Raw genomic sequence first — 12533 nt, 5'->3', positions numbered from 1 at the left:
CCACTTCAGCACCGACGAGTTCAACGGCTGGATCGGCGAGGGCGGCGGCGCAAGCGCACCCGACAGCCACGGGCGGGCACGGCGGTCGCTGGCGGGCGTGAGCGGGCAGGAGGAGATCGACTTACGGACGTCCGTGTACGCCTACAAGGGGCTCGGAGACAGGGCGCCGTCCGGGCCGCAGAACCAGCCGCGCTTCGGCGTCATGGTGGTGAGCTGCGAGCGCGGCGACCTGCGGCCGACGGCCAACGGCGTCGCGGTGTACACGGCAGAGGGCATGCGAGAGACGCCCATCCCACCGGGCCGTGGCGTGCCGGGGCGGGGTGACGTGATGGACGAGCTGTACAACGCCGTCGTCAATGGCGCGCCGCTGGTGCATGACGCACGGTGGGGCAAGGCGACGGTGGAGGTGTGTCTCGCTATCCTGGAGTCGGCGAGGACGCAGCAAGAGATTACGTTGAAGCACCAGGTCGCGCTGCCCGCGGGAGCGTACGTCGGCAGCTAGCAACGGTATATTCTACGGACGGAACAACTGGAGGGGTTGACATGAAGATTGCAGTGATAGGCGCGGGGGCCATTGGCGGGACGCTGGGCGGACACATGACCCGCGGCGGCGAGGACGTGACCATCTTCGACCCGTGGCAGGAACACGTCGACAAGATGCGCAACGACGGGCTGTTCCTCGACGGTGTGCAGGGCGAGCACCTGGTGCAGGTCGACGCTCGCCACGTCCGCGAGCTTGCGGGGGCGTCGGATAAGTACGACCTCATCATCTGCGCGGTCAAGTCGTACGACACGCCCTGGGCGATCGACCTCATGCTGCCGCACCTGGCCGAGGGCGGCTTCTTCGTCAGCCCGCAGAACAGCATCAACGAGGAGCAGATCGCCCCGCTGGTGGGCGCGGACCGGATGATCGGCTGCGTCAGCACGATCTCGGCGTGGCTGATGGAGGCCGGGCACGTGCGTCAGACCGGGTCGATGAGCCAGGCGCTGAAGGGCAACGTCTCCTTTACCGTCGGCGAACTGGACGGGCGCGACACCGAGCGAGTGCAGATGGTGCGCGAGATCTGGGACCACGCCGGGAACACCACCGTGACGGACAACCTTTGGGGCGAGCGGTGGTCCAAGCTGGCCATCAACTGCATGGCAAACCCTACGGCGGGCATGACGGGGCTCACGAGCCACGAGGTGCGTGCAAACCCAACGTCGCGGAGCATGATGCTGAAGTTCGGCGCGGAGGCATTGCGCGTGGGGCGCACGCTGGGGCACTCGATACCGTCGCCGATGAAGGGGTTCAGCCTCGACGACATCGAGGCGGCGGCGTGGGAGGGCAACGCGGAGCTGGAGGCGATGTTCTCCGGCCCGCCGCCCGCGGTGGCGGGGTACCCCTCGCTGTACCAGGACGTGATGAAGGGACGGAAGACGGAGGTCGATTACCTTAACGGCCTCATTGTGAAGAAGGGGAAGGAGATCGGCTTCGCAGCGCCGTGGAGCGCGGCGGCGGTCACGGTCATCAAGGGCGTGGAGTCAGGCGAGTTTCCCGTCGGTATGGAAAACGTCGACCGGGTGGGGCGCATCGCGAGCGCGGGGTAGGGATAGACAGAAATACAATCGCAAGGAGCCAAGAGCATGGACCTGGAACTGGAAGGCAAGCGGGCAATCGTCACCGGCGGGAGCCGGGGCATCGGCAAGCAGATCGCGCGGGTGCTTGGTCAGGAGGGCGCCGACGTCGCCATCGCGGCGCGGGACGCCGAGCGGCTGGCGGCCACCGCGGAGGAGCTGGCAACGGAGACGGGCCGGCGCGTGCTGCCCTACACCGTCGATACGGGCGACGATGCGTCGGTGCGCGACATGGTGAACCGGGCCGTTGCCGACCTCGGCGGCGTGGACATCCTGATCAACGGCGCGGCGATGCCCGGCGGCTTCGCGCCGCCGCCGAAGCTGGACGGAATCACGGTCGAGGCGCTCTGGGACGACGTGAACGTCAAGGTCATGGGCTACATCCGCTGCGCACAGGCGGTCGCGCCGCACATGATCGCACAGGGCTGGGGTCGCATCGTCAACCTGAGCGGCATGGCGGCGCGGCAGAGCGGAACGACCATCGGCAGCATGCGCAACGTGTCCGTGGTGGCCATGACCAAGAACCTGGCCGACGAGCTGGGCGAGCACGGCATCAACGTGACGGTGGTGCACCCCGGCGGCACGCGCACGGAGCGCACGACGCCCGAGGCCGAGGAGCGGCTGGCGGGCAACACGCTCCGCCGGGTCATCGACGCGGCGGACGTGGCCAACGTCGTAGCATTCTTGTGTTCGCCCAAGGCCGTGGCCATCACCGGCGACGTCATCGCGGCAGGCGGCGGTGTGGGCCGGGCGATCCACTACTAGGTCTTTCGCGGCCCCAAACTCGCTGGCGGCCATTGATTGCACTGCTGCTTGTGCATTCAATGCAATCAACGTATGCTATGCCCATGCCAATATTCGGAAGGTGTATGAATGGCAAGCATCACAATCCGCAAGCTCGACGATGACCTTAAGCGCAAACTGCGTGTTCGGGCAGCGGTACACGGGTGTTCGATGGAGCAGGAAGCGCGAAACATTCTGGGAGAGGTTCTCAACGGTGGCACAGAGGAAGGTGCGGAGGCCGAGGAGAAGGGGTTTGGCACCTACCTGTATGAGCTACTTGCCCCCTATCGTGGGATGGAACTGCCCATCGAACCACGGGGCTCCATGCCCAGCCGCGAACCACCGCGATTCGACTGAGGCAAGACGTGCCTGTCATTGACACCAATGTCTTGTCAGAATACTTGAAGGAGGGGCCTAACCAGGCCGTCCTCACGTGGATGGATGGCATTCCCAGAGAGGAACAATTCACCACAGCGGTGTGCTTCGCGGAGGTCAGGAAGGGCCTTGCCCGTATGGCTGATGGACGCCGCAAGCGCCATAGGGAAGAAGCGGCGAATCACCTCTTTCTCGTTGGGTTTGCCGGCCGTATTCTCCCATTCGACGTTCAAGCTGCAGAACTGTTTGGAGAGATATTCGAGGCTCGGCGCCGATCTGGTAGTTCCTATTTTGTAGAGGACTGCATGATTGCGGCAATCGCGAAGGCTCATGGCATGGCAGTGGCGACGCGGAATGTGCGGGATTTCGAGGGGACTGGGGTGGACGTGATCGATCCGTGGGCGGGCGGCAGCGGAGCGGGTACATGAACCAAATCCGAGAGGGCGACCTGCTGTGGTCGCCCTCTGAAGAGCGGAAGGCGCAGGCCAACATCACCCGCTATATGGCGTGGCTACGGGAGTCGCGCGGGCTGGACTTTGGCTCGTACGACGAGCTCTGGCGCTGGTCAGTGGATGACCTGGAGGCGTTCTGGGCGAGCATCTGGGACTACTTCGGGGTCAGGGCGCGCAAGCCCTACGATCGTGTGCTCGCCGACCGGAGCATGCCGGGCGCGAAGTGGTTCACCGGCGCAGAGCTCAACTACGCCGAGCACGCCCTCGCGCGGCGCGATGAGCATGTCGCGCTGCTGTGGCGCAACGAGGACGGCCCCGGCGGCGAGATGACCTACGATGAGCTCTACAGGCAGGTGGCGTCCGTCGCGGCGGGGCTGCGGCGGCTTGGCGTCGGGCGCGGCGACCGGGTTGCGGCGTATCTGCCCAACGTCCCCGAGGCCGTCATCGCCTTCCTTGCGACCGCCAGCATTGGGGCTGTGTGGTCGTCGTGCTCACCGGACTTTGGTGAACGCAGCGTGGTGGACCGCTTCCAGCAAATTGAGCCTACCGTGCTGATCACCGTCGACGGGTACCGCTACGGCGGGCGCGAGTTCGACCGCACGGCGGTGTCGGAGGATGTGCGACGGAGCCTGCCGGGGCTGCGGGCAATGGTCGTTGTCGAGAACATCGGCGGGCGCGCGCTGCCGGGGGGCGCGATGCGGTGGGAGGAGTTGCTGGGCGAGGACGCGGAGCTCACTTTCGAGCCGGTGCCCTTCGACCATCCGCTGTGGGTTCTGTACTCGTCCGGCACTACCGGGCTGCCGAAGGCCATCGTGCAGAGCCACGGCGGCATTCTTGTCGAGCACTTCAAGACGCTTGCCTTCCACTTCGACCTCACAGAGGACGACCGTTTCTTCTGGTTCAGCACAACCGGGTGGATGATGTGGAACGTGCTGGTGGGCGGCCTGCTAGTGGGCGCGACATGCGTCCTCTACGACGGCAGCCCCGGCCACCCCGACATGAACGCGCTGTGGCGGCTGGCGCAGGACACGGGCATCACCTATTTCGGGACGAGCGCGCCGTTCCTTGCCGCCTGCGCAAAGGCCGCCGTGGAGCCCGGTTGCGACTTCGACTTGAGCGCGCTGCGAGGAATCGGCTCGACTGCGTCGCCGCTGCCGCCGGAGTCCTTCGGCTGGGTGTACGAGCACGTCAAGCGCGACGTGGTGCTCGGCTCGGCGAGCGGCGGGACCGACATCTGCACGGCGCAGGCGGGACCGTGCCCGATACTGCCTGTACACGCGGGTGAGTTGCAATGCCGCGAGCTCGGCGTGGCGCTGGAGTCGTTCGACGAGGCAGGGCAACCGGGAGTAGAGCGTGTGGGCGAGCTTGTCGTCACGGCGCCGATGCCGTCGATGCCCATCTTCCTCTGGGGCGACGCCGACGGCAGCAAGCACCACGAGAGCTACTTCGGCATGTACCCCGGCATCTGGCGGCATGGAGACTGGGTGAAGGTGACGGAGCGCGGAAGCTGCGTCATCTACGGCCGGTCCGACTCCACGCTGAACCGCGGCGGCGTGCGCATGGGCACCAGCGAGTTCTACAGCGTCGTGGAGGAGTTCCCCGAGGTGGCCGATAGCCTGGTGGTCGACACGAGCGCCCTGGGGGCGGAGGGGCAACTGCTGCTGTTTCTCGTGATGCGGGAAGGCGTCACGCTCGATGAGGCGCTGACGGCACGCGTCAAGGAGCGGATCAGGTCGGCGCTGTCGCCGAGGCACGTGCCCAACGACGTCTACGCCGCCCCGGCGGTGCCCCGAACACTGAATGGGAAGAAGATAGAGGTGCCGGTGAAGCGTATCCTTCAGGGTGCGTCCGCGGAGGAGGTCGCGGCGGCCGCATCCATGGCCAATCCGGAGGCATTGACGTACTTCGTCGGTCTTGCCAACCGATTGGGCAGGGGTCCGCAGGCCGTGGGATGGAGGGTCGGCAACGATGCATAAGGAAGCGCTCTTCCGGCGGCTCAATGCCGGGTGGCAGGAGCTGCAGGACGCCATCTCCGGCCTGCCGGACGAGGCAGTCGTCGAGCCCGGGGCTGTTGGCGTATGGTCCGTGCGGGACATTATCGCCCACATCACCACGTGGGAAGAGGAGGCGCTCAAGGCGCTGCCGGTCATCGTCGTGGGCGGCAGGCTTCCGCGGTACGCCAGCCAGGGCGGCATCGACGCGTTCAACGCGCGCCAGCAGGCGGCCAAGAGCCAATTCAGCCTGGAGCGGCTGCGGCTGGAGATGGAGGCGACGCACCAGCGGCTCCTGGCGCTGCTCGACCGCGTGCCTGAGTCTGCCTACGCCAGCGAGGGACGCTTCCTCAAGCGGCTTCGGCTGGACGCGTACGGCCACTGGCGGCTGCACGCAGAGGACGTGCGCCGGTGGAGGGAGTCGCAGGGACTGTAAAGTTCGATTCGGCCAACCGTCGATTTATTGCGAGAACGTGGTACACTTGTCCCATGCAAGAACAGGACATGCCCGTATTCAGCGCCCCTCACGACCGATCATTCTTCCAGATGATCAACTTCTACATCGCCATAGGTGTTGTCATCTTTGGGCTCTGGACCGGAGAGGTCTTCCTGGCAGCGCTTGGCCTCGTTGTGGGCCTGGTGTACTGGTTCACCACGCCGCGGCACTACCACGTCATGGCAGACCGGCTTGTCGTAATGTACGGCCAACCCCGCATTCTCGCGGTGCCGTTCGAGGCGATCTTTGACGTCAACATCGTTCGCGTGCCGCTCACCTCCGGCATCTTCATCCGGCGGGTCAACAAGGCTGGCGTCATCATCAGGCCGAAAGACATGGAGGGGTTCGTCGGGCAGCTTTGGACGGCGCTGAGCGTCGCCGGCGCGCCCGCGATCGAGAACATGATGGCGCAGCCGACCTTCTCTGAAGACGGGCCCGACACCGACTCCGAAGACCAACCGTCGCCGGAAGGCGCCCTGCCTCCCGACGACGACATTCGCGCAAACGACAACCCCGAGGCGGACGGCCCTCCTTCTGGCCGCTGACGCCGAGGGCCTCGGCCGGCGAAGAGGGAGGATCCTGTGGCAGACACCGTCAACATCGGGCTACGCATCCCGTCCATTCACCCCTGCGACACCGACGCCCTGCGCAGCTATGTGCTTGAGGCGGAGGCGCTCGGCTTCCACTCAATCTGGGTGGGCGACCACGTCTTCTACCGCGTCGACATCCTGGACCCGCTGACCATGCTGACGTGGGTGGCCGCGCAGACGACGCGTGTCCGTTTGGGCACGGCGGTCATGCTGACCGCATACCGCAACCCGGTGCTGCTGGCGAAGGCGGCCTCATCTCTCGACCACCTCTCCGGCGGGCGGCTGACGCTCGGCGTCTCCATCGGCGGCTCGGAGGCCGAGTTCAACAGCCTCGGCGTGCCGATGAACAAGCGTGTGACGCACCTTCGCGAGAACGTCGCGATCATGCGCAGGCTGTGGGCCGAGGAGGACGTTGAGTACGAGGGCAACTTCCACCGCATCGAGGGCGGGACGATGACGCCGCGGCCCGCTCAGAAGCCCGGCGTACCCATTTGGTTCGGCGGCGCCAGCGAGGCGATGCACCGCCGGCTTGCGGGCATCGCCGACGGCTGGGTCGGGCCGGGGGGTATGCCGGCGGACACCTTCGTCGACGGGGTCAAGCGCGTGCGTGACTTCGCTGCGGAGCAGGGCCGGGACCCGGATACGCTGGGGTTCGGCAAGCTCATCAACGTCAGCATCGACCCGAGCCGGGAGAGGGCCCTCGAGTTGGCGCGGGCGCACTGGAACACCTACTACGGCCCCAACTTCAGCGTGGAGCGGTCGGCCATCTGCGGCGAGCCGGAAGAGGTGGACGTGGCCCTCCGAGAGTTCGGCGAGGCGGAGGCTTCCGAGGTGACACTTGCCATTGAGATCTCCAACCTGGACTTGGGCCAGCTACACCTCCTGGCTGAGACGATGGGCGTGACGCCCGCGTGAGAGGAGCATGACCATGGATGAGGGACTCGTTGGGATTGTTGAGGCTGGTGAGGCTCAGCGCCTGGCCACGGGGTTCGTGTTCACGGAGGGGCCGCTGTGGGTGCCCGAGGGCTACTGGCTCTTCGATGACGTCCGCACGAGCCATGTCTACAAGGTCGTGCCCGGCGGTGAGGCGGAGGTGGTGCGCGAGAACAGCGACCAGTCGAACGGCATGGCGTACGACCTGCACGGGCGCATCATGGTCTGCGAGATGGAGAGCCGGCAGGTGCAGCGCTGGGAGGCCGACGGCTCGCTGACGCCGATCGCCACGCACTGGGACGGCAAGCGCCTGAACCGGCCCAACGACGTCATCTGCGCGTCCGACGGCAGCGTCTATTTCACGGACCCCGGCATCCGCATGGAGGAGCACGAGAAGGAGCTGGACTTCTTCGGCGTGTACCGCCTGAGCCCCGACGGCGACCTGCAGCCCATCATCCGGGACTTCGAGTTTCCGAACGGTCTGGCGCTGTCGCCGGACGAGAAGACGCTTTACGTGGCCAACACCCGGCCCGACATGCACATTCGCGCCTTCGACGTGCAGCCCGACGGCACGGTCGCCAACGGCAGGGTCTTTGCCGAACTGGTGTCGGACGCGCCGGAGGGCGCCCCGGACGGCATGAAGGTCGACACGGAGGGCCGCGTCTTCTGCACAGGTCCCGGCGGGTGCTGGGTCTACAGCCCCGACGGCGAGCACCTCGGCACCATCGTGCTGCCGGAGGTCCCGGCCAACTGCGGCTTCGGGGGCGACGACTATCGCACGCTCTTCTTCACGGCGCGGACGTCGGTGTACTCGGTGCGGGTGACCACGCCCGGCATCAGGCCGCCCGGCACGCCGTAGCTCAGGACTGCGGCACGTCCGACCGGTAGCGCCACATGCCGCGCCACGCCAGCCCCACAGTCAGGATGAGGCCCGCTCCGACCGCGCCTCCCACGACAAGCGCGCCTCCGGGGCCAATTGCCTGCGCCACGAAGCCTGCTTCCGTTGCGCCTATGGCGTTGCCGCTCTGCGCGAAGAGGCGCGTGAAGGCCGTCGCGCGGCCCCGGTAGTTGTCGGGCGAGAGAAGCTGGGTCAGCGTCTGGCGCAGCACGAGGCTGATCGAGTCCGTGTAGCCGAGTATGAGTCCCGCGGCCATCCCCATCCAGAACCACTGCGACAGCCCCAGAAAAACCAGCCCAAGGGCATAGCCCATCACGGCGATGAGGAAGAGGGCGCCCTTCCGCCGCACTTCGCCTACGAACAGCATGGTGATGAACCCCACGACTGCGCCTATGGCAGGCGCGGAGAACAGAAGTCCCAACCCCGCGGGCCCGACGTGAAAGACGTCGCTGGCGAGGATGGTGAGCATCGGGCGGAAGTAGCCCACGGAGGAGAGGCCGAAGTCGGTGACGTAGAGGCCGAAGAGGATGCGCCTCGACCAGACGAACCGCATACCGTCGAAGACCATGCCGATGGAGACTCGGCCCCTTCCGCCCTCGGGCTTGCCGGAGGTGCGGATGAGGGCCGGGATGATCGCCGCCGGCAGCAGGATGAAGGCGTTGATGATGTAGGTGGTCCCGGCGCCCAGCGTCTCCACCATGAGGCCGCCGAGGAGTGGACCGAAGAAGAAGGTGACCTGCTGCAGGCTGCCGTTGAGCGTGACGGCGTTCATGAGGTGGGTGCTCGGCACGAGCTTGGGCACCAGCGAGTTGCGGGCCGGGCCCTGCGCGACGTTGATGAGGGCGGTCAGGCTGGTGAAGCCGTAGACGTGCCAGACCTCCAGGCTGCTGGTCAGCAGCAGCGCGCCGATGGCCAGGGGTGGGATCATGCTGAAGCCGTTGACCAGCATCAGCAGCTTGCGGCGGTCGAAGACGTCTGCGAGGGCGCCGGCGAAGAGGCCGAGGGTGAGGGCGGGGATGACCATGAAGATGCCGGTGAAGCCGACGAGCAACGCCGACTCGGAGATGTCGTAGACCAGCCAGAGGTTGAAGGCCTGCCGCATCTGATTGGCGGAGCCCGAGAAGAAGCCGCCGAGGAAGAGCAGGCGGTAGTCTCGGTAAGCCAGCGAGGCCAAGGGATGGACCCTCGCGCTGAGGCGTGGTGGGGCCTGGTCAGCCCCTGGCTGGTGGGCCATGTTCCCCCGTTTGCCGGCGCTGGCCGGAAGTTGTAAGGCTAGAGGTCAAGGAGATCCAATAGTTCTTCTACGGTCATGCTGTGGTGGTCTGCGACTCTCTTGAGGATGCTATTCAACAGTCCAGGCCGAATGTTGCGTTGGCCGGGAACAGTATCGGAATGGCGTCCATTCACCTGAGTTGTAATGCGCATATGAGATCCGCGTTGCCTTATCTGTTCATAGCCCAGCCGCCGCAGCCGTCGAACGAGATCATCGCCACTGACATCTCTGGGCAATCTCATACTGCTAGCACTTCGTCCCATGTGAAGTGAAGGCGGGCCACAGATGGGCGTTCCTCTTCCGTATCGAAGTGGCATTCAATGGCATCACGAACCATCCAGCGCAGTTCTTCCAGAGAGCTTCCCTGGGTGTGAATGCTATGCTCCAAAGCGCTGGCGTAATATCCGCCATCGACGATGTCTTCCATGACCTCGAACGTTATCTCTCCTCCGGGCTTGCCGGCGCCGCTCATCGCCGCCTCCTTTTTGGGTATGCTCTGGATGGAAGCGTCTATCGTCTCCTACTCGTAACTCTTTGCACAGAAGTAAGGCTGACCAGGGGTCATCTGGACTTGGGGCAGGGCTACAGGGGAAGCAGTTCCTCGCGTACAAAGTGCAGCCGCACGATGCGTGGCCGATCATCGGCAGAATCGAAATGAGCAAGTATGGCCTCGCGCACCTTTTCCTTGAGGTCTTTCACGTTCTCGCTACGAGCGGCGATACCGTAGCCCATCGCGCAGGCAACGTAACAGCCTTCGTCTTCTGTGACCTCGAAGATGATCTCAGTGAAGCGATGCGCCATTGCCATCTCCAATCAGAATCTCTGTGCTGAGTATACACCTGCACGTGAGCAACGGGCGTCGCCCTCGTTGTCGCCCACCTTACTCCACCAGCATGTCGCCGGCGGGGTAGAGGAAGCGGACGCGCTCGGGCTGGGGCATGGTGTCGTCGAAGTAGTCGTCGACGGCGTCGAGTGCGTTGATGCGGAGCTCCTTCATGGTGCCGCCCTTCGCGATTATGCCGTAGGCGCGCGCGTTGGCGACGTAGCTGCCGTTGCGCGGGTCGACGCTGACCTCAAAGACCAGGTCCGGCCCCGGTTCGGACGCCATGGTTGCCTCGATCCTCTCAGGTTGCACCTATGGGTGTGCCGTGCTGTGCAGTATACCGCACGGGCGGGAGGCCTTTCGAGAAGCTCAGGGCGAACGGCGTGGTTGTGGGCTGGCGAAGGCGGTTGGGGGTGGGGTTTCTGGATACCGGCTTTCGCCGGTATGGGGTCCGGGGTGCGGGTGTTCGCGTTGACCATGCCAAGCGGCGACCATATACTCGGCGGGGCGCCGCGGCACCCCCATTGTGGCGCGCAAACCCACCTTGAAGGAACACTCACATGGATGCTGAACTGCGTACTCAGGTGCTGGTCGTGGGCGCGGGCAACGCGGGGCTCTCGGCGGCGGTGGCGGCCCGGCAGCGCGGGGCTGAGGTCGTCGTGCTGGAGAAGGCGCCGAAGGAGCACCGTGGCGGCAACAGCGCGCTGACGGTGCACATGCTCTTCGCCTACGAGGGCGTCGAGGACGTGAAGCCGCTGGTGGGCGACCTGCCGCCGGACGTCATGCGCCGCATGGAGGAGCGGGTCACGCGCTACACCAAGGCCCAGTACTACGACAACATCATGCGGGTGACGGAGGGCAAGAGCGACGCCGAGCTGGCGACGATCCTGGTGGAGCGCTCCACCGACACGGTGCAGTGGATGCGGGGGCTCGGCCACCTCTGGGAGCCGACCTTCGAGAACCCGGTGTCGGCGAACGTCGTGTCGTGGGAGGGCGGCGGGCACGGGATGTCGACGCGGTGGTTCGACGCCTTCGACCGGGCGGGCGGCACGGTGCTGTACGACACGCAGGCCGTCGACCTGCTGCAGGACGACCAGGGGCGGGTCATCGGCGTGCGTGCGCTGGGGCTCAACGGGTTCATGAACATCTACGCGGGCGCGGTCATCATGGCGGCGGGGAGCTTCGAGTCCAACGCCGAGATGCGGGCGCGGTACCTGGGGCCGCTGTGGGACACGGTCAAGCTGCGCGGCACGCCCTTCAACACGGGTGAGGGGCTGCAGATGGCGATGAACATCGGCGCGCTGCCGAACGGGAGCTGGTCGAGCTGCCACGCGTCGCCGCAGGACGCCGAGCGGCCGGCCTTCGACTACCCGGGCTACAACAAGACGGGCGACTTCTGGAGCCGGTACTCGTACCCGTTCTCGGTCATGGTGAACGTGTACGGCAAGCGGTTTGTCGACGAGGGCGAGACGTGGCGCGGGCTGACGTACGCGAAGATGGGGCGGGCCATCCTGGCGCAGCCTCGCGGAGCGGCGTTCCAGCTCTTCGACGCGAAGCACCGGCAGCTCGACGTGATCCGCGGGTACGAGAAGGCGACGGGCTTCTCGGCGAACACGCTGGAGGAGCTGGCCGAGCTGCTTGGCATCCTGGACATCCCGACGTTCATGCAGACGGTGCGCGACTACAACGACGCCACGCAGCCGGGCGAGTTCGGGGCGTTCCGGCTCGACGGGCTGGGCGCGCCGGGGCTGGAGCCGCCTCGGAGCAACTGGGCGCTGCCGCTGGACACGCCGCCGTACGAGGGCTTCCCGGTGGTGTGCGGCATGACGTTCTGCTTCGGCGGGCTGAAGACGTCGACCAACTGCGAGGTAACTCACACGATGGACCGGCCCATCCCCGGGCTGTACGCCGTCGGCGAGATGCTGGGCGGGCTGTGGCACTGGAATTACCCCTCGGGCGGCGGGATGATGGCCGGCGCGGTGTTCGGGCGGATAGCCGGGACGCACGCGGCGGCGAGCGTGGTGGGGTAGGCCTCCCTGCCCCTGGATCCCGGCTTCCGCCGGGATGGAGAGAGAGAGGGCGGCGGCATGATGGCCGGGGCGGTGTTCGGGCGCATTGCCGGGACGCACGCGGCGGCGAGCGTGGTGGGGTAGGCGGCCCCGGCCCCTCTGGATACCGGCATTCGCCGGTATGACGAGAGAGAGGGCGGCGGGATGATGGCCGGCGCGGTGTTCGGGCGCATTGGGGGGCGCTCGCGGCGGCGAGCGTAGTGGAGTATGGGACGTCCGCGCGTCAGGTGATG

Annotated in this window: 16 protein-coding genes; 11 read left to right on the top strand and 5 right to left on the bottom strand. The window is 66.2% G+C overall.

What is annotated here, in order from left to right; translation table 11 throughout:
* The 10 genes from OXC99_06590 to OXC99_06545 form a co-directional block, all read left to right on the top strand.
* A partial coding sequence (locus tag OXC99_06590) for a gfo/Idh/MocA family oxidoreductase (GenBank protein ID MCY4624647.1) occupies positions 1-502 on the top strand: 502 nt, incomplete at its 5' end.
* Between the two features lie 41 nt (positions 503-543).
* Positions 544-1590, top strand: coding sequence for a ketopantoate reductase family protein (locus OXC99_06585; protein ID MCY4624646.1), 1047 nt, complete (start codon positions 544-546; stop codon positions 1588-1590).
* A gap of 36 nt (positions 1591-1626) precedes the next feature.
* A complete protein-coding gene (locus OXC99_06580; protein MCY4624645.1) occupies positions 1627-2382 on the top strand; it encodes an SDR family NAD(P)-dependent oxidoreductase in 756 nt (251 codons plus the stop codon).
* 108 nt (positions 2383-2490) lie between these two features.
* Complete coding sequence (locus OXC99_06575; protein MCY4624644.1) at positions 2491-2757, top strand: plasmid stabilization protein; 267 nt, start codon at positions 2491-2493, stop codon at positions 2755-2757.
* Between the two features lie 8 nt (positions 2758-2765).
* Entirely contained in the window at positions 2766-3203 is a 438-nt protein-coding gene (locus OXC99_06570) for a type II toxin-antitoxin system VapC family toxin (protein ID MCY4624643.1), read from the top strand.
* The gene (locus tag OXC99_06565) at positions 3200-5203 is read left to right on the top strand and encodes an acetoacetate--CoA ligase (GenBank protein MCY4624642.1); all 2004 of its coding nucleotides are present in this window, start codon (positions 3200-3202) and stop codon (positions 5201-5203) included. Before OXC99_06570 ends, OXC99_06565 begins: the two co-directional genes overlap by 4 nt.
* Positions 5196-5654 (top strand): DinB family protein, encoded by a 459-nt coding sequence (locus OXC99_06560; protein MCY4624641.1) that lies wholly within the window; start codon positions 5196-5198, stop codon positions 5652-5654. Before OXC99_06565 ends, OXC99_06560 begins: the two co-directional genes overlap by 8 nt.
* Before the next feature lie 53 nt (positions 5655-5707).
* Positions 5708-6259, top strand: a complete 552-nt coding sequence (locus OXC99_06555; protein ID MCY4624640.1) for a hypothetical protein — start codon at positions 5708-5710, stop codon at positions 6257-6259.
* 36 nt (positions 6260-6295) lie between these two features.
* Complete coding sequence (locus tag OXC99_06550) at positions 6296-7219, top strand: LLM class flavin-dependent oxidoreductase (protein MCY4624639.1); 924 nt, start codon at positions 6296-6298, stop codon at positions 7217-7219.
* Between the two features lie 13 nt (positions 7220-7232).
* Positions 7233-8096 carry an SMP-30/gluconolactonase/LRE family protein gene (locus OXC99_06545; protein ID MCY4624638.1) on the top strand — a complete coding sequence of 288 codons (864 nt, stop codon included), beginning with the start codon at positions 7233-7235 and terminating at the stop codon, positions 8094-8096.
* 1 nt (position 8097) lies between these two features.
* Here the strand turns inward: OXC99_06545 and OXC99_06540 are convergent, their stop codons facing one another.
* The 5 genes from OXC99_06540 to OXC99_06520 all read right to left on the bottom strand — a co-directional run bounded on the left by OXC99_06540 (position 8098) and on the right by OXC99_06520 (position 10516).
* Positions 8098-9369, bottom strand: coding sequence for an MFS transporter (locus OXC99_06540; protein ID MCY4624637.1), 1272 nt, complete (start codon positions 9367-9369; stop codon positions 8098-8100).
* A gap of 38 nt (positions 9370-9407) precedes the next feature.
* Positions 9408-9650, bottom strand: a complete 243-nt coding sequence (locus tag OXC99_06535) for a type II toxin-antitoxin system HicA family toxin (protein MCY4624636.1) — start codon at positions 9648-9650, stop codon at positions 9408-9410.
* Positions 9647-9880: a 2-oxoisovalerate dehydrogenase E1 subunit beta gene (locus tag OXC99_06530; protein MCY4624635.1), complete on the bottom strand. Its 234-nt coding sequence runs from the start codon at positions 9878-9880 to the stop codon at positions 9647-9649. Before OXC99_06530 ends, OXC99_06535 begins: the two co-directional genes overlap by 4 nt.
* A gap of 110 nt (positions 9881-9990) precedes the next feature.
* Entirely contained in the window at positions 9991-10209 is a 219-nt protein-coding gene (locus tag OXC99_06525) for a 2-oxoisovalerate dehydrogenase (GenBank protein ID MCY4624634.1), read from the bottom strand.
* A 79-nt stretch (positions 10210-10288) separates the two neighbouring features.
* Positions 10289-10516, bottom strand: a complete 228-nt coding sequence (locus OXC99_06520; protein ID MCY4624633.1) for a hypothetical protein — start codon at positions 10514-10516, stop codon at positions 10289-10291.
* A 275-nt stretch (positions 10517-10791) separates the two neighbouring features.
* Here OXC99_06520 and tcuA point away from each other — a divergent pair, with 275 nt between their 5' ends.
* Positions 10792-12261, top strand: a complete 1470-nt coding sequence (tcuA, locus tag OXC99_06515; GenBank protein ID MCY4624632.1) for an FAD-dependent tricarballylate dehydrogenase TcuA — start codon at positions 10792-10794, stop codon at positions 12259-12261.
* Positions 12262-12533 lie beyond the last annotated feature (272 nt).

Source organism: Chloroflexota bacterium (genome assembly GCA_026713825.1).
Lineage (GTDB): Bacteria > Chloroflexota > Dehalococcoidia > Lucifugimonadales > UBA1127 > UBA1127.
This window is presented reverse-complemented; position numbering and strand designations above follow the sequence as displayed.

What these genes read in the sequence shown, in the direction of transcription:
- OXC99_06585 (MCY4624646.1), top strand. Translation starts at nt 544, where the DNA reads ATGAAGATTGCAGTGATAGGCGCGGGGGCCATTGGCGGGACGCTGGGC.
- OXC99_06580 (MCY4624645.1), top strand. Translation starts at nt 1,627, where the DNA reads ATGGACCTGGAACTGGAAGGCAAGCGGGCAATCGTCACCGGCGGGAGC.
- OXC99_06575 (MCY4624644.1), top strand. Translation starts at nt 2,491, where the DNA reads ATGGCAAGCATCACAATCCGCAAGCTCGACGATGACCTTAAGCGCAAA.
- OXC99_06565 (MCY4624642.1), top strand. Translation starts at nt 3,200, where the DNA reads ATGAACCAAATCCGAGAGGGCGACCTGCTGTGGTCGCCCTCTGAAGAG.
- OXC99_06560 (MCY4624641.1), top strand. Translation starts at nt 5,196, where the DNA reads ATGCATAAGGAAGCGCTCTTCCGGCGGCTCAATGCCGGGTGGCAGGAG.
- OXC99_06555 (MCY4624640.1), top strand. Translation starts at nt 5,708, where the DNA reads ATGCAAGAACAGGACATGCCCGTATTCAGCGCCCCTCACGACCGATCA.
- OXC99_06545 (MCY4624638.1), top strand. Translation starts at nt 7,233, where the DNA reads ATGGATGAGGGACTCGTTGGGATTGTTGAGGCTGGTGAGGCTCAGCGC.
- OXC99_06540 (MCY4624637.1), bottom strand. Translation starts at nt 9,369, where the DNA reads ATGGCCCACCAGCCAGGGGCTGACCAGGCCCCACCACGCCTCAGCGCG.
- OXC99_06535 (MCY4624636.1), bottom strand. Translation starts at nt 9,650, where the DNA reads ATGAGATTGCCCAGAGATGTCAGTGGCGATGATCTCGTTCGACGGCTG.
- OXC99_06530 (MCY4624635.1), bottom strand. Translation starts at nt 9,880, where the DNA reads ATGAGCGGCGCCGGCAAGCCCGGAGGAGAGATAACGTTCGAGGTCATG.
- OXC99_06525 (MCY4624634.1), bottom strand. Translation starts at nt 10,209, where the DNA reads ATGGCGCATCGCTTCACTGAGATCATCTTCGAGGTCACAGAAGACGAA.
- OXC99_06520 (MCY4624633.1), bottom strand. Translation starts at nt 10,516, where the DNA reads ATGGCGTCCGAACCGGGGCCGGACCTGGTCTTTGAGGTCAGCGTCGAC.
- tcuA (MCY4624632.1), top strand. Translation starts at nt 10,792, where the DNA reads ATGGATGCTGAACTGCGTACTCAGGTGCTGGTCGTGGGCGCGGGCAAC.